Here is an 18,782-nt window from a genome sequence, read left to right on the forward strand (position 1 = left end):
TAATCTTAATTTAGCAAGGGGCTTGCCAACTTTATAAATCTATATATTTCAAATAGATAGAGAGACATTAAGCAGATTTGCCAAATTTATGGCGTTAAATTCTGTGTGGACAACAAAAAACCGCCGCCTTCTTAACTACAGAGGCGACGGATAAGGAGGATAAGATCAATTAGGTTTTACGTGTTTGATGTTAAGGTCAATCTTGTAATAAAACGTTACGCAGGAACTTCGATACCATCTTCACGCATACGCGCCAATTTGTAGCGCAGGGTTCTTGGGCTTATTCCAAGTTTTTCGGCTACGTCTTTACGCTTACCATTGCACGATACTAGTGTATCAAGAATTATCTGATGCTCTTGATAGCGAAGCTCAGACCCCAACTTACTTTCTTCAACCTGCTCTTGAAGTATATCTACTGGCACAGACATGTCGTCGTCAATCATTAGATCGCTGGCATCTATTTCATTGTTTTCACAAAGAATGAGCGCTCGTTGAACCACGTTCTCAAGCTCTCGAACGTTTCCTGGCCAGCTATACTGGGACAACTTATTACGCGCAGCAGCACTTAACCTGATTGTGCCCAGCCCTTGTGAACTTGCGTGACGTTGAACAAGGTGCTCGGCAAGCGGAACTATGTCCCCTGGGCGTTGAGCCAAAGGGCGCCACTCAATAGGAAACACATTTAAACGGTAGTACAAATCTTCTCTGAACTCGCCGGCGTCTACTGCTTTTTTTAAATCTCGGTTGCTGGTAGCGATAACACGTACGTTAAGCTTAACGTTTTTTCTTCCGCCAAGACGCTCTACTTCACGCTCTTGCAACACGCGCAATAATTTCGCCTGAAGCGCCAAGTCCATTTCGGTTATTTCATCAAGTAACAGTGTGCCGTCTTGAGCTTGTTCGAACTTACCTGGGCACGCCTGAATAGCGCCGGTAAACGCCCCTTTTTCGTAACCAAATAAGGTCGCTTCCAACATATTCTCGGGAATAGCGGCGCAGTTGATGGCAACAAAAGGTGCCTCGCTGCGCGGAGACTGATCATGGATATAGCGAGACAATACTTCTTTACCAGAACCGCTTGGTCCCATGACCATCACAGTAGCTTCAGACTTCGCGACTTTGCGTGAAAGCTCGAGCAGCTTCAAACTTGAAGGGTCTGCTACTATAGGCGTACGTGATTCAATTTTTTGTGCAGGCGCGTAGCGCCCCACTAAATTAAGCAGCACTTCAGGTGCAAAAGGCTTTGAAAGATAGTCCGTTGCGCCATCTCGCATTGCCTGAACAGCATCGTCGATTGTGGCGTAAGCTGTCATTAACAGCACAGGCATATTGGGATACTTAGCTTTAATACTTTTAAGCAGCACTAGGCCACTCATTTCGCCCATCTGGATATCGCTAACCACTAGGTCAACATTCTGTGACGACAGCATCATCAATGCTTCTTCTGCACAATCAGCGGCAATCACGTTATAGTTACCTAATAGAAGGGTGTCTAGGAGCGCTTCGCGTAAACCCGCGTCATCTTCAACAATTAATATGGTAGTTTTAGACATTATTCTCTCCTGTAACTTACGCGACGTGGGTCAATGTTTGTGGGGATTTAGCATTCGCCGAGCAAGGTAATGACACGCTAAAGCAAGTGCCCCCCTCGGGAACGTCAATCACATTAAGTACACCACTATGCGCACTGACCACCGACTTCACTACAGCAAGACCTAAGCCGGTACCGTGAGTTTTAGTTGTGAAAAAGGGTTCAAAGATTTTGTTTTTTAAACCATCTGGAACACCGGGGCCTTTATCGATAATCGATACATGTAAACGGTGCTCACTTATCGAAGCCTTTACATGTACACACTCACCTTTTGGGGTAACTTGACTTGCATTGTGGATGAGATTTAGCACCGCTCCTTGAAGAGCAGTAAGATTACCTGTAATCGATGCGTTTTGCTCAAACCCGGTAAACGTTAGTGTTTGCTGCGCTTGAGCTGCCATGCTTTGCGCATTGCCCTCAATGGCCGCAAACAATTCAGCAAGGCTAATTTTGCTGACCACCTGCTCTTCGCCAGACTTAGCAAAAAGCAGCATATCGTTAACCTGGCTTTCTAGCTCTTTAAGCCTGTCTGTTAGTTTATTGGCAAACTGTGTTTGTGCTTCTTCCCCTAACCCTTTACGCGTTAAATTCGACGCATAAAGCATAGCTGCAGAAAGGGGGGTTCTTATTTGATGGGCAAGTGATGCAACCATTTTTCCAAGGGAAGACAAACGCTGCATGTGACTTACCCGTGCTTGTAGTTGACGGGTTTCAGTTAAGTCGGTGATAACAATTAACTGACCTGGCTCATTTTCTAATGGAGTAATAGAAAGCTTCACTCGTCTACCGTCAACGAGCGACACTTCGTGACCATCATCAGCGCGAGGCTTGAACGAGCGGGTAATAATACTGCGCCAAACTTCCTCTTCAAGCGGTTCGCCTAACAGCGCTTTTGCTTGATCGTTCGCTTGACGAACAATACCCTTACCATCAATAACGATAACGCCTGCTGGCATTACTTGAAGTAAGTGCTCGAGTCTACTCGCCTGCAACCGCAATGACGCGATATCGTCACTACACGAGGCATGATATTCATTGTGAGATACCGCATTATCAATGCCATCTGCGGCATAATCTGATGCTGTGTACTCAGTAGAATGTGAAATGCTGTCAAAAGCCATATTGTCCTCGTCAAATTGCAGACGCTATTAAACTATGACTTAGATAAAGCAGAAGATGTGCCAATTCATCATTGGTTTATTTATCAATAAGATAGGAAGTATTCAAGAAAGAAAACGCAACGTCAATTACCTGACATTACGCTTCTTCAGTACGCTGAATATCGTATTTCCGCATTTTTTCAACAAGCGTGGTTCTGCGCATACCAAGTTTGTCTGCGGCACGGGCTACCACCCACTCTTGGTTATCTAGAGCTTGGCGAATTAAATTTACTTCAAGCTCAGACAGGTATTCTTTTAAGTTAACCCCTTCAGCGGGTAACGAAGAAGAAACCATACCGTTTAGGCCATCATGACTTTGTGCACTTGTGTCCTCATCAGGCTCTAGTGCTGCGGCTTCAGCAAATAGTTCGTTAAATGCTTCGCGCTCAAGAATTTCTTCCGGGTAGTCTGGTTCGTAAGCTTGTACATCGCCGTACTGATACTTTTCTGGCAAATCAGCAATATCAACAATCTGACCAGGATAAAGAATAGTTAATCGCTCAACTAAATTTGAAAGCTCGCGGACGTTCCCCGCCCACTCATGTTCCATTAGCGAGGCTATAGCTTGCTCAGTAAAGCGCACAGCTTCTACACCATCCCCTTGAATTCGACTATTCAATTCTTGAAGAAGTAAGGGAATATCGTCTTTTCTTTGTCTAAGCGCAGGGCTGTCAATGGGGAATACGTTAAGTCGGTAGTACAAGTCTTCACGAAACTTGTCTTCGCTGATCATGGTTTCCAAGTTGCGGTGTGTTGCAGCAATAATGCGTACATTGCATTGGAGGGGTTTGTTTCCACCTACGCGTTCGAAGGTGCGCTCTTGTAACACGCGCAATAACTTCACCTGCATTTGAAGCGGCATATCACCGATTTCATCAAGAAATAATGTGCCACCTTCGGCTAACTCAAAACGTCCTTTTCTAGCACTAATAGCGCCGGTGAAAGCGCCTTTCTCGTGACCGAATAACTCGCTTTCTAGCAGCTCGCCAGGAATTGCACCGCAGTTTACCGGAATGAATGGACCGTCTTTGCGCTCAGATAAGAAGTGAACATTACGCGCTACCACTTCTTTACCCGTTCCAGACCACCTAAAATTAACACGGTGGCATCGGTAGGCGCGACTTGCTCAACTAAGCGCCGCACAATTTGAATCTGCTCACTTTTACCAATGAGACTTCTGAATAATCGGGTTTTTGTCCCTGAAGCACGAGATAAGCCGGGTTTGCGTCTTGAATACTCTTGGCAACGATGTATAGCCTGCGTTAGGACAGGATAAGTTAATGGTGTTGCAATAACACTAACAAGGTTACAACTTGCAGACGCCTGCGTATTACTTTCAACTAACGCGACAAACGGTATATGCGGAAATTTTTCTACCAGATTACTTACAGCAGTAGGCGAGCGGTGCTCGATAAGCACGGCGTCTGCACCACTTTCATGGAGGTATCGCTCGCAATCACTGAAGCCTCGTGACTGACACGACTCTCCCATGAAGGTAACGATAGTTTCCAAGTTTTGAATAAGTTCCTGATTATCACTAATCAGCAAAATGTTCTTCATCAATTCCCCGAGAACGCTTTGTTATTATTTACAGTTTAGCGCATTTCTAAATTGTAACGACAAAAGATCGGAGCGCAACCGCTGTTTTGGGAAATATACCAATAAAAAAAGCAGGTTACCCTGCTTCTTTCGATTAAATTTAGCCAAACCTATGTAACATAGTCTAGCTCAATAATGACAAAACTTGGCTTTGCTGCTGGTTCGCTTGCGCTTGAACAGTGAGGGCTGCTTGCCCTAATACATCGTTCGAAGCCTGTTGCGAAGTGGCTTGCGCAAAATCTAAATCTTGAATACGGCTTCGCGCTTCAGCGGTATTTACATTAGCTTGAGTAAGTGTGCGCGCTGCACTTTCAAAGCGATTTTGCGTGGCGCCTAAATCGCCCCGCGCACTGCCGAGCGTTTCAATTGCCGCATCAGTTGCACCCAGCGCATCTTCAATACTAGTTCCTGACGTAATATCGATAGATAAAACATCATTCAGCTGTGCACCAATGTCTTGTGTATTAACGCTAATTGATTGACCTGCACTAGAGCCTGACTGAAATTCGAGTGAACCATTTTCAGATAATAAAGGCTTTCCGGCAAAGTTAGTTTGCTCGATGGTTTGCGAAATATTTTCTTGTAACTGGGTTATTTCAGATTGGATAGCTTTGCGATCGCCACTGCTTAAAACACCACTACCCGATTGCAAGGTCAATTCGCGAATGCGATTTACATCGTCATTAATACTGCCTAAACCACCTTCCGCAACCTGCGCCAAAGAAATACCGTCGTAGACGTTGTTGAGTGATTGACGACTACCTTCAACTTCAGACGTTAATCGGTCGATGATTTGCTGGGCCGCAGCGCCATCAGTTGCATCGTTAATTTTCTTGCCACTGGCAAGCTTCTCCATCAAGGATTCTTGCTTCTCCTGCACTTGGCTAAGAAGTGAGGACGTTGAACTATTAACTTGCATGATGCTTTCCTAAAGTATGTAACCTCTTAAGTTTAGCAGAAAGCTGAGCAAAATGTAGTCAGCCATTTGTATGATAGTCGATACTTTTACAAACAAATCTATACGCTCATGGAATAGTTTGACTTGCCGATAAGTTATAGGTGTACAATTTATTTATTTTCAGAGATTAATTCTATGACTACTGTGGTGACGTACGGCACCTTTGACCTTTTCCATATAGGCCATGTGAGGCTTTTAAAGCGATTGCACAGCTTAGGCGATAGGCTAGTGGTTGGTTTGTCCTCTGATGAATTCAACACGGTGAAAGGTAAAAACGTTGTCATTCCTTATGAAGACAGAAAGGAAATTTTGCTTTCCTGCCGATATGTCAATGACGTTTTTCAAGAAAACTGTTGGGAACAAAAACGAGAAGACCTAAAGCGAGAAAGCGCTGACATATTCGCGATGGGTGATGATTGGATTGGCAAGTTCGACGATTTACAAGATCTCGTTAAAGTTGTCTATTTACCTCGCACACAAGATGTCTCTACTACTGAACTTAAAACCGTTATCAGCGAAATTCAAAATGAAAAAATTCGCGAAGTGCAGAGTTTAACTGAGCACTTAAATGCGTTGATGCAAAAACTCTAACCTTGGTGCTCCTGATTTGTGCAAGCTATTTTAAGCGGAATAAAAAATGAACGTAGCCATAATACCCGCTAGAGGCGGTAGCAAACGCATTCCTAAGAAAAATATAAAACCGTTTTGCGGAAAACCTATGGTTGCTCACGCAATAGAAAATGCGTTGGCAAGCCCTTATATAGACAGGGTAGTGGTTTCAACAGATGATGAATCTATTGCAAACGTAGCAAGATATTATGGTGCTGAAGTGCCATTCATGAGACCTGCAGAATTGGCAGATGATTACACAGGCACTAGTCCGGTGGTTCGCCATGCACTGAGTACTTTGTTAGAAAAAGGCTGGGATATAAATTATTGCGCCTGTGTTTATGCAACATCGCCTCTTCTGGCCACATCATTAATAAATTCTTGCTATGAAATGCTAATGGATGCTGACAATACAGACTACGTATTTACAGCGGCAAGATTCTCATTTCCAATTCAACGAGCGATATTACAAACCGAAAATGGCGGCGTAAAACCTTTTGACGAGTTCGGCATTACTCAGCGTTCACAGGATTTACCACCAGCCTATCATGATGCAGGACAGTTGTATTGGGGCCATCACAAAACCTGGCTTGATACTAGCAAACGTATTTTCGGTGCAAACTCTAAAATGGTAGTAATGCCAGACCACTTAGTGCAAGACATTGATACACCTGAAGATTGGGTTAGAGCTGAACTGCTTTACAAGCTTTTACAGAGCGAAAACGTAAAGTGAGGATTGTTTTTAGGGTCGATGGCACGGCACAAATAGGACTGGGCCACGTTATGCGTTGCTTAACCTTGGCCACACAATTACTTCCCATACATAACGTGACATTTCTGTCTTGCGCGCTGCCTTTAACTCTTAAACAGCAGATACAGCGTGCTGGAATTGTAACTTTGACCACTCCATCATTTTATGAAGGCGAACAGGAAGGTAATGCTTCGGTGGTCTTAAATGAAGCAGAACAAGCCTCTCATGCAGCTCACTGTATAGCGCTTCTTGATGATATAAACGATTTCCCTATCGACATGCTTATAGTCGACCACTATCAGCTATCAGCTTCGTTTAGTAAAGTAATGCGCAGTCGCTGCAAACATATTATTGTCATTGACGATTTAGCAGACCGCCAGCACGACTGTGACGTGATTTTAGACCAAAACCTCTTTGAGGACTTTGAATTCCGATACGATCAGCTTGTCCCTCCTCATTGCCAAAAACTCTTAGGGCCCGAGTTCGCTATTTTAAGAAATGAGTTTTACCGTCCATCATCAGTGCCCAGAAATGACAATCATATTCTAGTTTGCTTTGGCGGCAGCGATCCTTTGAATTTAACTGAGCGCGTCGTTGATGTTTTGATTGAATTAAAGTCTTTAGCTTTTTCAGCCGATATTGTTGTCGGAGCGGCTTATTCTTGCGTCAATGCACTTGCAGCAAAAGTCAATTGCCTACCGAACGCGAAGCTTCACGTCGCTTGCGGTTACATATCCGAGCTTATGAAAGCCGCCAATACAATGATTGGCGCCGGAGGCTCGATGCACTGGGAGCGCGCAGCATCAGGGGTAGCGGGCATAATTATTACATTGGCTGACAATCAAGTTGAAACGACGCGGTGCCTGCACGAACGGCATTGCTGTTTGTGGCTAGGAGCATGTGAAGAGGCCACTAGCGAAGATATTAGCAAGGCCGTTGAATTTGCGATAAATTCGCCGCAAGAAATGCGTAAAATAGCAAACAACGCGGTATCTTTGGTGCGCGCAAACAAAAATCCATCTTTTGTAATGGATACTATATTGAACATTGTTACGAGGTAGTCATGAAACCAATCACAATCGGTGATATTCAAATTGGTCCGGGTCTCGCTCCCTTTATCATCGCAGAAATGTCTGGAAATCATGGACAATCACTAGAAAAAGCCTACCGACTCATTGATGCAGCTGCAGAAGCTGGCGCACATGCCATAAAATTGCAAACCTACACGCCAGACACGATCACTTTGGATTGTCACGAAGGCGAATTTTTTATTGAAGACCCAAATAGTCTTTGGAAAGGAAACTCTTTGTATAACCTCTACAAAGAGGCGATGACGCCTTGGGAATGGCACAAGGAGCTATTCGACTATGCCAAAGAGAAAGGCCTATTGGCATTTAGCACGCCCTTCGATTTAACCGCTGTCGACTTCCTAGAAACATTGAATCCTCCTTGTTACAAGGTAGCGTCTTTTGAAAATACTGACCACGCTATCCTAGCGGCTGTAGCGAAGACAGGGAAACCCGTTATTGTCTCTACAGGCATGGCTAGCCAAGCAGAAATAGCCGAGTCTGTTGAAGTACTCCGTTCCAATGGGTGTGATGACATCATATTACTCAAGTGCACCAGTAATTACCCAGCAAACCCTGTAGACGCCAACTTAAAGACAATCCCTCATTTGAGCGAACTTTTCGACTGTCACGTTGGACTTTCCGACCATACACCGGGAGTGGGGGTAGCTGTCGCTGCGGTGGCACTTGGCGCAACAGTAATTGAAAAGCATTTTGTTTTAGATAGAAGCGGTGGAGAGGTTGACGCAGAATTTTCTCTTGAACCCCATGAAATTAAGCTGCTTGTTGAGGAAACGGCGCGGGCAGCGGTAGCAATTGGCAAGGTGAGTTATGGCGCCACCGAGCGAGAAAAGGCCTCGTTGGTACACCGACGCTCTTTATACATTGCCAAAGATATGAAAGCCGGCGATACATTAAATGCCGAGAATTTACGCTCTGTTCGTCCAGGACTTGGACTGCCTCCCAAATACCTTCCCCTTTTGCTTGGAAAACAAATCAAGTTCGACGCACCAAAAGGTACCCCTATGAGTTGGGAGCTATTGTGAGATGAGAGCCATTCTGTTCGGTGCAAGTAAGGCCGGAGAAAACTACGTTTCTAATCACCCAGATATAGAAGTCGTGGCATTCACGGATAACGATAGTGCGAAACACGGAACTCGTTTTATGGGTTATCCCATCATTGCACCCGCAGATATCAATACTCACGATGTCGACAGGATAATTATCACCAGTCAGTGGGTTGATCAAATCTATTCCCAACTTACCGAAGAAATGGGTATTGATGAGTCGAATATCATTGTACCGAGTAAGCAGTCGGTAAAAGCTGCCCTGCCTTTCGAAGACCATGAAACGCTAGCCTTTGCCCAGTCCGTAATGCGTACGCTAAATCAATACTTCGTTTCCCATAATATTTCAGCATGTCTAGATTCTGGAACTTTGTTAGGTGCTGTGAGAAATAAAGGGCTCATTCCTTGGGATGACGATATAGATTTAGCTGTAGATAAAGACAATTATGAACGGTTACAGGCTTTGCTACCTGAGCTTTATGAATTATTAAACACAGATTATGACGTAAAGTGGAATATCGTCATCATCACGGTCAACAACATAGACTGTTGCATCAACCTAGAGTTTAGTAATTCATCAAACACCCAATTAGTCCCTTTTGAAATAAGCATTCAGCGTAGAGAGTCGATAAATGGTTTATCTGAACTCTTGTCCTCGGGCGGGCTGTTTTTTGCTCCTGCTAAACATTTCGACAGCTACGAGCCAATCTCGTTTTTAGGTGAAACCTTTCTTGCCCCATTCGATGCAGAAGGCTTTCTCACATTTATGTACGGACATTGGCAAACGCCCAAAAAGACGACACAAATTACGGAATACGAAAATAGAAGAGCATCGATGTCAGCACCTAGAACAGGTATAAGCGTGCAAAAACGCACGCTTTCTCAATAATCGTTTAAGCGAAGGTGTCAAATTAACGTGAACGTATTACTTTCAAGTGCCAGCAATAAAGTTCCACTATTAAAAGCGCTTCAATGCGCAGTTAAGCGCATCGATAATAAAGGCATAGTTACGGCGGGAGATTTAAGTAGCCAAGTACTCACACGACATTTTTGCGATGTTTTTTGGCAAATGCCACCCACAACACAAGAAAACGCAGATGAAATTATGGCCCAGCTCAAGCATGGAGGAATTACTCATGTTCTCCCAAGTAGAGACGGCGAGCTGCTTTTTTGGGCAAGGTTAAAAAACGACCTAAAAAGCGCTAACATTCACGTACTTACTTCTGATGAAAGTGCAATTGAGCTTTGTCTAGATAAATTAAGATTCGGCCAATGCAGTATTCCTTTTATCATCCCTTCATTTGAAAGCATCGAAGAGGTGAAAACGGTTATTCAGGACACACAGCCATCGCATTATGTGGTCAAAGAGCGTTTTGGTGCGGGTAGTAAAGCGGTTGGTCTTAATCTAAACGAAAGCGACGCAGTGCAGCACGCCAAAAGACTGTCCTACCCTATATTTCAATTATTCAAAGCAGGTCAAGAAATTAGCGTAGACGCTTGGCTAACAAAGGATCATTTAGTTAAAGCGGCGGTGTGCCGTGTGCGAGACCTAGTTGTTAATGGTGAATCCCAAATTACTTATACTCTACCGAATTGTCCTTTTACAGCACAGGTGACACAGACACTCTCCAAACTAGCGTTGTCTGGCCCAGTTGTATTACAGGGCATCATAAATGATGGGGCACTGCACATCATAGAGTGTAATTCGCGATTTGGTGGCGCTTCAACTTTAGGTATCGAGGCGGGTGTTGATAGCCTTTATTGGAGCTTATGCGAGAGTATAGGCGAAGATATCGATTCGTTGCCCGTAGATCTCGCACCCCATAAAATAACGCAGATTAGAGCTGCTACCGACTATTACTTATGATTTATATCTTCGACCTGGATGATACTCTTTATGATGAGCGCCAATACGTAGAGTCTGGCCTTGCGGCCGTTGCCTCATTTATAGAAAAAAGCTGGAATGTTGATAAACGACGTGGCTTTCGAGAATTAGTTACTCTTCTCGATCGAAATGGTCGTGGCCGAATTTTCAATGATTACTTAGCTAACCACGGCATAGCGGTCAATAAGAGAAATGTACGTGCCTGCGTTTCAGCATATCGCTTACACCAGCCCACTTTGACTTTCCCCGACAATCACATAACCTTACTAGAAAGTTTGCAAAAACCGCTTTACCTCGTAACTGACGGAAATAAAGTAGTACAAAGTAAAAAAGTGGAAGCGCTCAACATAGCCCACTACTTTAAGCGCGTGTTTGTCACTCACCGTTTTGGGGTGAAACATGCTAAACCTTCTACTTACTGCTTTGAAAAAATTAAACATGCAGAACAATGTCAGTGGCATGAAATGGTTTACATAGGTGACAACCCTGCGAAAGACTTCGTTAATCTAAATAAACTTGGTATGCCGACCGTCCGAGTGCTGACTGGGGTCCACAAAAAAGCACTTGCCAAGCCAGGTTTCGATGCAAAGTTTACTATACAAAACCTGAATGAACTCCCAGCACTCAAGCTTTGAACCGTGTTAAGCGGTATCCCAGTATATTTAATAAAATAAAATCAATGCTCAAACTACCTGCTGATAAACAACAAGTTCTACCTAAACACGAAGAAAACTACACCTTTAGGACTAATAACCCTTACCTAAGCGCATAGATTCTAAAGCTTTATGGCAAAAATGCCGACACATGATATATTGTGTTTATAACCATAAAAACAGCGAGCAAGCTATGTTCGATGGAAAATCGATTCTCATAACGGGTGGAACGGGTTCATTTGGCCATAAGTACACTGAGACTCTGTTAGCGAGATACAAACCAAAGCGCTTGATCATCTACTCACGCGACGAACTCAAACAGTTCGAAATGCAGCAAAAATTTCACGCGCCGTGCATGAGGTATTTTATTGGCGATGTTCGTGATAGAGAACGTCTTAATCGCGCCATGCAAGGTGTTGACTTTGTTATACACGCAGCGGCCATGAAGCAAGTCCCTGCCGCTGAGTACAACCCGACCGAATGTATTCGAACCAATATTGATGGTGCCGAAAATGTAATTAACGCTGCCATTGATAATAACGTTGAAAAAGTTATTGCGTTGTCTACAGACAAAGCCGCCAACCCGGTTAATTTATACGGTGCTACCAAATTAGCTTCAGATAAATTGTTCGTTGCAGCCAATAATATTGTTGGAGCCGGTGCATCTCGATTTTCTGTAGTGCGTTACGGCAATGTGGTGGGTTCTCGTGGTTCTGTTGTGCCCTTTTTCAATAAGTTAATAGCGGAAAACAGCGATCATATTCCTGTTACGCACAAAGACATGACCCGTTTTTGGATCACGCTTCAACAGGGCGTGGACTTTGTACTTAAAAACTTTGAGCGCATGTTGGGTGGCGAGATTTTCGTACCTAAAATTCCATCTATTCGAATTACTGACCTCGCGACTTCAATGGCACCGAATATTCCAATTAAATATGTAGGGATTCGACCAGGTGAAAAGCTTCATGAAATGATGTGCCCTGGCGACATGTCTCTGCATACATTTGAGTTCGATGATCACTTTGTAATTGCCCCAGCTATTAAGTTTTTCCACCGAAGCAATAACTTCACCAGCAACGCACTGAACGAACAGGGAAAACTCGTGGAATCCGGTTTTGAGTACGTCTCAGACACTAATGAACACTTCCTTAGTATTGATGAGATACAACAGTTTAACGAGGAAGCCTATTAGTGATTCCTTATGGGCGACAGCACCTTGATGAAGATGACATCAACGCGGTTTTAGATACATTAAAGTCGGATTGGTTAACGCAAGGTCCGGCTATTCCTAAATTTGAAACCGCTCTTGCTGATTATTGTGGCGCTAACTTCGGGATTGCAGTTAATAGCGCAACGTCTGCTCTACACATTGCTTGCCTCGCTCTAGGTGTAAGTGAAGGCGATATATTATGGACATCTCCGAACTCATTTGTTGCTTCGTCAAATTGCGCGCTCTACTGTGGTGCCAAGGTCGATTTTGTAGATATTGACCTTAACACCGGTAACATGTGCGTCGATGCTTTACAAAAAAAACTTGCCCTAGCTGAATCCATCAACGCCTTACCAAAGGTGGTTATTCCCGTTCATTTTGCAGGTCAGCCTTGCGATATGAAAGAAATTCGTGCACTTTCAAAACAATATGGCTTCTTTGTTATTGAAGATGCATCACATGCCGTAGGCGCAAAATATCAGAAGAAATTCGTAGGCAGCTGCGAATTCTCAGATATTTGTGTGTTTAGTTTCCACCCGGTAAAAATTATTACCACTATGGAGGGTGGAATGGCGCTTACAAACAACGGTGAGTGGGCTGAAAAGATGCGGATGCTGCGCAGTCACGGCATAACCAATGACCCAGAGAAGATGACTGAGCATAGTCATGGCCCTTGGTATTATCAACAGATAGCGTTGGGCTTTAATTACCGTATGACTGATGTTGAAGCAGCGCTTGGATTGAGTCAGCTAGAAAAACTGCCAGGCTTTATAAAAAGGCGGAATACACTAGCTGCTCATTATAATGAACGTTTTGCTTTAAAAGAAAACATTTCACCGCTTAAACAATCTAGTAATAGATATAGCAGCTATCATCTCTACGTTGTACGTGTTTCTGGGCTAACTCGCAAAGAACATGCCTTGGTCGTCGAGCAGCTTCGCGATAAGGGCGTTTTTGCACACCTTCATTATATTCCGATTCACTGCCAGCCCTATTACAAGAACCAGGGTTTCAAGGTAGGTGATTTTCCTAATGCAGAACGTTATTACGAACAGGCGATAACACTCCCCCTTTTTCCCGAAATAACTCGTGATCAAATTGACTTTATTGTAGATACGCTCTCTTGCACCCTAGATAACTTAAATTAACGGTTGCTCAGACATCTTTTTTCCATCCGTTTTACGTTCAACTTCAAAGTTAAGTTTTTTCGTTCAGAGCCGATAATATCAAAAATGTCTTATTAAAAGTCCAACCTTCGAACTACCGGTATATGTTAAAGAAAAAAGATATTCGTCACATCTACGATAGCTACTCGCAATTAAGAAAAATGAAGCGGGTGAATGAGCTTCGACCAGACAGTAAGCCGAAGGCCCTAAATCTAAATATTATTGATAGCTGCAATTCCAAATGCACAATGTGTAATATTTGGAAGAATGAAGAAAGCGTAGACATTACCTCTGAAGAACTCGGCCTAATTTTATCTGACCCGTTGTACAGTGAACTACAGCATGTCGGTGTAACTGGGGGTGAGCCAACTTTGCGCGAAGACTTGCCCGATATTTATAGAACCATTATCGATACATTACCCTCCCTCAAAGGCGTGAGCATGATAACCAATGCTATTGAAGAGAAAGATGTAAAAAATCGAATTACGGCTATTAATGATATTTGTAAAAGCAGAAATATGAGCTTTTCTGTCATGGTTTCTATTGATGGCGTTGAGGGCGCTCACGACAGGGTTCGTGGAATAAAGAATAACTTCGCCTCCGCCATCGCTATTTTCGAATTTTGCCGAACCACATTAGGGATTCCTACTACGTTCGGGTGCACTATTTCTAAACAGAATGTGTGGGAAGTGGATGACTTCCTCTATTATGCTAAAAAACACGATATGTATGGTAGGTTTCGTGTTGCTGAGTTTATTAACCGCCTATACAACGGTGATAGAGATAAAGTAATACGCAATTTCAATGAAGATGAAACCTATAACCTCTTATTATTTTTTGAGAAATTAAAAAGGCAATACGAGCCTGGTTCCACAATTAAACGCACATATCGCAGTATTCAGAACATGCTACAAGGCGGCGAACGCTTGATAGGTTGCCCCTATCATAACGATGGTGTCGTTTTAGGCTCGAAAGGACAGATCAATTACTGCGCGCCTAAAGGTAAAGATATCGGCAACGCATTAGAAACCTCTTCGCAAGTTTTATATAAAAACAATTTTGCGCAAAAAGAGGCTATCGCAGAACGTGATTGTAAAAACTGTATCCATGACTATCACGCAGGCATTACCTATGCTGAAAAACAAACGCAGCTTACCGAATTAACCCATCACAGGCTTCTGAATATTGACAATATTCACTTGATTAAGTGGTTAGCGAAAACATTAGAAGCCCCACACAAAAGCAAACCTTACCAAGTATTTATATTTGGCTGGTATGGCACCGAAACCGTGGGAGATAAGGCAATATTGGGCGGAATCGTTGATGAATACACGAAAATGCACGGCGACAATATTGAGTTTGTTTTGGGAAGCTTATACCCATTTGTAACCATAAGAACATGCAAAGAACTCAGAATCAACGCTAAGGTTGTATCTACAAAATCTCTTGATGTGTTGCGATATTCGAAAAGTGCAGACGAAGTCGTTATGGGCGGCGGCCCCCTAATGGATCTGCACGAGCTTTATATTCCTTTGCTGGGGTTTAAGGTTGCCAAAGACAATGGAAAGAAAACCGTAGTTTACGGCTGTGGTCTTGGCCCATTACATGAAGAAAAGTATGAAAAAGCAGTAAAGCAAATACTGACGTTATCATCTGATATTAAGCTGAGAGATAGAAAAAGCGTAGCCACTGCCAACGCGTGGGGCTTTGAAAAAGCCTCACTTTCGGGCGATTTTGCGAAACCTTTCATAGAGCGTCATTTTATCAAGCAGTCAATAAAACCCAACACGCCATTTATTGCCTGCTTCTTACGCGAGTGGACATACGAATACTCTCGCGAATTGACATTAGAGGAATTTGAAGTTCATAAAAAAGCGTTTGAGGCCGGTATAGCTCGGTTAATAAAAGAAAAAGTAAAGGAGCTTGGCGTAAAAACGGTATTACTCGATCATATGCATAATTTTGATGTAGGTTATGACGATAGAGACTTCAGTCGTTACTTTATTGATACTTATTTCGCGGACGAACCTGACATCGATATCTCCTTTAATAAACGTTTATCTACTGTAGCAAGTGTTGTCCACGCGATGCAGAGTGCGTCATTTAACATTTGCATGCGATTCCATTCAGTCTTGTTTGCGCATACATTAGAAACCGATTTTTGCGCCATTGATTACACTAAGGGCGGTAAAATTACAAATTACCTTACTGACAACGACGAACTTAAGCGTATGTATTCGCCCCAAGAGCTTGCTCGCTTATGAAGGTTTTGCTCGTTAATACGTATGACAGAGGCGGAGCAGCGAACGCGTGCATCAGATTACATTTAGCATTAATCGATGCTGGGCATACTAGCCACCTTCTGACGCTGTACAAAACTAGAGACGATATCCCTTTCCATTTCGATTACAAATCGTTTACTGGTTTAGAAGGTGGAAACATCCTAAATCGTGTTTCCCATATTACTGTTAATGGCGTACACGAATATAAGGCTCAAGATATCAAAGATATCTGCACTACAGCGTCTAAATATACCGATGTATTCTCTTCAATTTACAGCGATTTCCGAATTGAAAGTGCGCCGCAGATTAGTGATTATGACGTGGTAAATCTTCATTGGACTTCTCGGTTCTTGAACTGGCCTACCTTTTTCGCATCTAAAAGCATAAAGCGAGTCATTTGGTCGTTACATGACTTGGCACCGTTTACCGGTGGATATCATTATAGTGACGGGTTTGAAGGATATAAAACTGATGACAGTAATCCACATTTTTTAAGGCAAACCAGTGATCCTGACTTTGCTAAAAAACTATTGCTCTCGAAACAAACCATTTTAAGGTGCAGCGATATCCCTATTGCCGTAATTTCATTGTCGAATTGGTTACACCAATGCGCAGCATCTAGCACACTTTTCAAACACTACCCGATAAAACGAATTGCCAATAGTGTCAATACAGAAACGTACCGCTATATGGACAAGCAAGAATCCAGAAAACACTTAGGATTACCTGAGGGCAAAGACATTGTCCTGTTTGTAAGTGACAGTGTTAATAATAAAAGAAAGGGTTTTCACTTGCTCGAAAAAGCAATCATTAAAGCGAATAACAGTCGAATCATGTTGTGCAGTGTGGGAAAAAATTTAAGCAGCAGCCTTACCGAAGTTCATGATTTTTCCGAGGTTCATGAAGAAGATAAGCTTGCGCTAATCTACAGCGCAGCTGATGTATTTGTGTTACCTGCTTTGGAAGATAATTTACCTAATGTAGTTATTGAATCATTATGTTGCGGCACACCTGTGGTAGGTTTTAATATTGGAGGCATGCCAGATATGATTGAGGATGGTGTAAACGGAAAGCTTGCAAACGATATCAGTGCAGAAGGGTTGCTAGCATCGCTTTACGACGTGCTGAATAACGGCGTATCAAAAACATCAGGGCAAATATCACAACACGCGCGAAACACTTACTCTCAATCTCATCAGGCAGAGAAGTTTAATCTATACCTCAATGATTTGAGAAAAAACAAACCTTGCCGCAAACTTTAGTTTCTGGGTAAGGGCACAGCAGAGTAAAAATCTTCTGATTCAGTATATATCATAATCATTGAGCCTCGCGGCAACGCATCGTCGTCAAGTGCTTTATATACAAACCGCAATGCTCGGCGCGGTAAATCAGAGCTATTTTGAGCAGAGCTATGTATCAAATAATTACTAAACAATACGATGTCTCCAGGCTCAGTCTCAACAAAAATTTTGTTACTCTCTTCGTTTTTATCTAACACAATACGGTCGTGATGCGTTGCACCTTCGACGTGAAACCATTCTCTAAATCCACGCTTATGAGAACCAGGTATAACCTGTAAACATCCATTTTCTTGCGTGGCTGAATCAAGAGAGACCCACGCTAGTACTTTCTCGCTCTCATTAGGTCGATTAAGGAAATCTTGGTGCCAAGGGACTTTATTGTCTTTGTCTGCTGGCTTATAAAGATAGGAGTTCACATATAGGTAAACGCTCTTATTAAAGTAGCTTTGTAAGAATGCTGTGATCCCAGGCATTTCAGCTGCTTTTCTAGCTTTTGGAAAACGCTGATAAACGTCGTAAAGCACGCCACTATCGGTGCGATGAGTGAGGTACCATCGATTAGTAATATCTCTTGAAGACTGCGCTGAAATAACCTCTACGGCACGAGACAATGTGTTACCTATCTCGTGACAGACAGCTGGTGGAATTTGCCGCTTTAAAACAACAAAACCATCACGTTTAAATTGATTAATTAGTTGGGGAATATCAATCTCGTTCATAGCGTGCCTTCAATATTGCTGAGCTACGATCCCAAATATGTGTGGCTTGTTCTGGTGACATTTTGTCTTTCCATTGCGCTACCGACGCATTGCGAACAAAGGTGAAATCTTCGTCGAAATTTACTGAGTGATTTGGTCTGGAATTCTCTTTTTCAGCTGCTTTCAATTTGTCAGGTTGTGAAAATAGAAGTGCTTTCTGAACTAACTCCCTTTGCATTTTTATTCCTAGGTCATCAAACACACTTAGAAAACTAGCTAAGGGATCTTGCATTAGCGTTTCATAATCGAATACCCAAGAGGCTTTGCTATACCAGCTCTCTATGTGTTTGTTGTAGGCATCAATGCCAAATGTACTATGTTCTACAAACTCGTCGAACGTACCTTCATACCTGCCTTTTTTTCGCTTACTGGCATAGTAGTAAAACGAAATCATTGTATCTCTGGGATCTCTTAAAATATAAAGTGCTTTGGGTTGAGCGTATAGCGGATTATCTTCAGCAAGTTGGTGAGTTTTTACTAGTCGCGGCAAGGGGTCACCTTTCCAGCAAAACTCGACAAGGTTATCTTTTAGACACTCCGGCATTATTTGCCCAAGATTGTAAAAATCAACAGGTTCCGAGTTTCTGTTAAGTAAGTGAACAATATTGGCAAAAACAAAGCGTGTAAACGTAGATCCTGTTTTAGGAAACGAGACAATCAGAACATCTTCTTTAGATAAACCCGCCAACTGGTTCTCAGGGGGAGTAGTCATCGTATTGCTCATT

General features: G+C 42.9%; 16 protein-coding genes and 1 pseudogene. 11 read left to right on the plus strand and 6 right to left on the minus strand.

What is annotated here, in order from left to right; translation table 11 throughout:
- Positions 1-215: 215 nt before the first annotated feature.
- The 4 genes and pseudogenes from KL866_RS05415 to KL866_RS05430 all read right to left on the minus strand — a co-directional run bounded on the left by KL866_RS05415 (position 216) and on the right by KL866_RS05430 (position 5,269).
- Entirely contained in the window at positions 216-1,553 is a 1,338-nt protein-coding gene (locus KL866_RS05415) for a sigma-54 dependent transcriptional regulator (protein ID WP_025254365.1), read from the minus strand.
- A 16-nt stretch (positions 1,554-1,569) separates the two neighbouring features.
- Positions 1,570-2,712 (minus strand): PAS domain-containing sensor histidine kinase, encoded by a 1,143-nt coding sequence (locus KL866_RS05420; RefSeq protein ID WP_025254364.1) that lies wholly within the window; start codon positions 2,710-2,712, stop codon positions 1,570-1,572.
- A 136-nt stretch (positions 2,713-2,848) separates the two neighbouring features.
- A pseudogene (locus tag KL866_RS05425) lies at positions 2,849-4,311 on the minus strand (sigma-54 dependent transcriptional regulator).
- Positions 4,312-4,474: 163 nt separating this feature from the next.
- Complete coding sequence (locus tag KL866_RS05430) at positions 4,475-5,269, minus strand: flagellin (protein ID WP_029661344.1); 795 nt, start codon at positions 5,267-5,269, stop codon at positions 4,475-4,477.
- Positions 5,270-5,443: 174 nt separating this feature from the next.
- Here KL866_RS05430 and KL866_RS05435 point away from each other — a divergent pair, with 174 nt between their 5' ends.
- From KL866_RS05435 to KL866_RS05485, 11 genes are all read left to right on the plus strand, one after another.
- Positions 5,444-5,899: an adenylyltransferase/cytidyltransferase family protein gene (locus KL866_RS05435; protein ID WP_025254361.1), complete on the plus strand. Its 456-nt coding sequence runs from the start codon at positions 5,444-5,446 to the stop codon at positions 5,897-5,899.
- A 46-nt stretch (positions 5,900-5,945) separates the two neighbouring features.
- Positions 5,946-6,650: a pseudaminic acid cytidylyltransferase gene (gene pseF / locus KL866_RS05440; protein ID WP_214993850.1), complete on the plus strand. Its 705-nt coding sequence runs from the start codon at positions 5,946-5,948 to the stop codon at positions 6,648-6,650.
- On the plus strand, positions 6,647-7,729 hold the full coding sequence (gene pseG / locus KL866_RS05445) for a UDP-2,4-diacetamido-2,4,6-trideoxy-beta-L-altropyranose hydrolase (protein ID WP_311236124.1): 1,083 nt from the start codon (positions 6,647-6,649) through the stop codon (positions 7,727-7,729). The genes pseF and pseG overlap by 4 nt, the downstream gene beginning before the upstream one ends.
- 2 nt (positions 7,730-7,731) lie before the next feature.
- Positions 7,732-8,781, plus strand: coding sequence for a pseudaminic acid synthase (gene pseI, locus KL866_RS05450; protein ID WP_025254358.1), 1,050 nt, complete (start codon positions 7,732-7,734; stop codon positions 8,779-8,781).
- Between the two features lies 1 nt (position 8,782).
- Positions 8,783-9,691 carry a LicD family protein gene (locus KL866_RS05455; protein ID WP_025254357.1) on the plus strand — a complete coding sequence of 303 codons (909 nt, stop codon included), beginning with the start codon at positions 8,783-8,785 and terminating at the stop codon, positions 9,689-9,691.
- 27 nt (positions 9,692-9,718) lie between these two features.
- Positions 9,719-10,669: an ATP-grasp domain-containing protein gene (locus tag KL866_RS05460; protein WP_025254356.1), complete on the plus strand. Its 951-nt coding sequence runs from the start codon at positions 9,719-9,721 to the stop codon at positions 10,667-10,669.
- A complete protein-coding gene (locus KL866_RS05465; protein ID WP_025254355.1) occupies positions 10,666-11,322 on the plus strand; it encodes an HAD family hydrolase in 657 nt (218 codons plus the stop codon). Before KL866_RS05460 ends, KL866_RS05465 begins: the two co-directional genes overlap by 4 nt.
- 211 nt (positions 11,323-11,533) lie before the next feature.
- A complete protein-coding gene (gene pseB / locus KL866_RS05470) occupies positions 11,534-12,532 on the plus strand; it encodes a UDP-N-acetylglucosamine 4,6-dehydratase (inverting) (protein WP_025254354.1) in 999 nt (332 codons plus the stop codon).
- Positions 12,532-13,698, plus strand: a complete 1,167-nt coding sequence (gene pseC, locus KL866_RS05475; protein WP_025254353.1) for a UDP-4-amino-4,6-dideoxy-N-acetyl-beta-L-altrosamine transaminase — start codon at positions 12,532-12,534, stop codon at positions 13,696-13,698. Before pseB ends, pseC begins: the two co-directional genes overlap by 1 nt.
- A gap of 122 nt (positions 13,699-13,820) precedes the next feature.
- On the plus strand, positions 13,821-15,980 hold the full coding sequence (locus KL866_RS05480; RefSeq protein WP_025254352.1) for a radical SAM protein: 2,160 nt from the start codon (positions 13,821-13,823) through the stop codon (positions 15,978-15,980).
- On the plus strand, positions 15,977-17,260 hold the full coding sequence (locus tag KL866_RS05485) for a glycosyltransferase (protein WP_214993852.1): 1,284 nt from the start codon (positions 15,977-15,979) through the stop codon (positions 17,258-17,260). Before KL866_RS05480 ends, KL866_RS05485 begins: the two co-directional genes overlap by 4 nt.
- On the opposite strand, the gene KL866_RS05490 is transcribed toward KL866_RS05485, so the two are convergent.
- On the minus strand, positions 17,257-18,018 hold the full coding sequence (locus tag KL866_RS05490) for a phytanoyl-CoA dioxygenase family protein (protein WP_214993854.1): 762 nt from the start codon (positions 18,016-18,018) through the stop codon (positions 17,257-17,259). The two genes, KL866_RS05485 and KL866_RS05490, sit on opposite strands and share 4 nt — an antisense overlap.
- Positions 18,005-18,781: a sulfotransferase domain-containing protein gene (locus tag KL866_RS05495; RefSeq protein WP_214993855.1), complete on the minus strand. Its 777-nt coding sequence runs from the start codon at positions 18,779-18,781 to the stop codon at positions 18,005-18,007. Before KL866_RS05495 ends, KL866_RS05490 begins: the two co-directional genes overlap by 14 nt.
- Position 18,782 lies beyond the last annotated feature (1 nt).

Origin of the sequence: Alteromonas sp. ALT199 (genome assembly GCF_018619335.1) — a bacterium.
Taxonomy (GTDB): domain Bacteria; phylum Pseudomonadota; class Gammaproteobacteria; order Enterobacterales; family Alteromonadaceae; genus Alteromonas.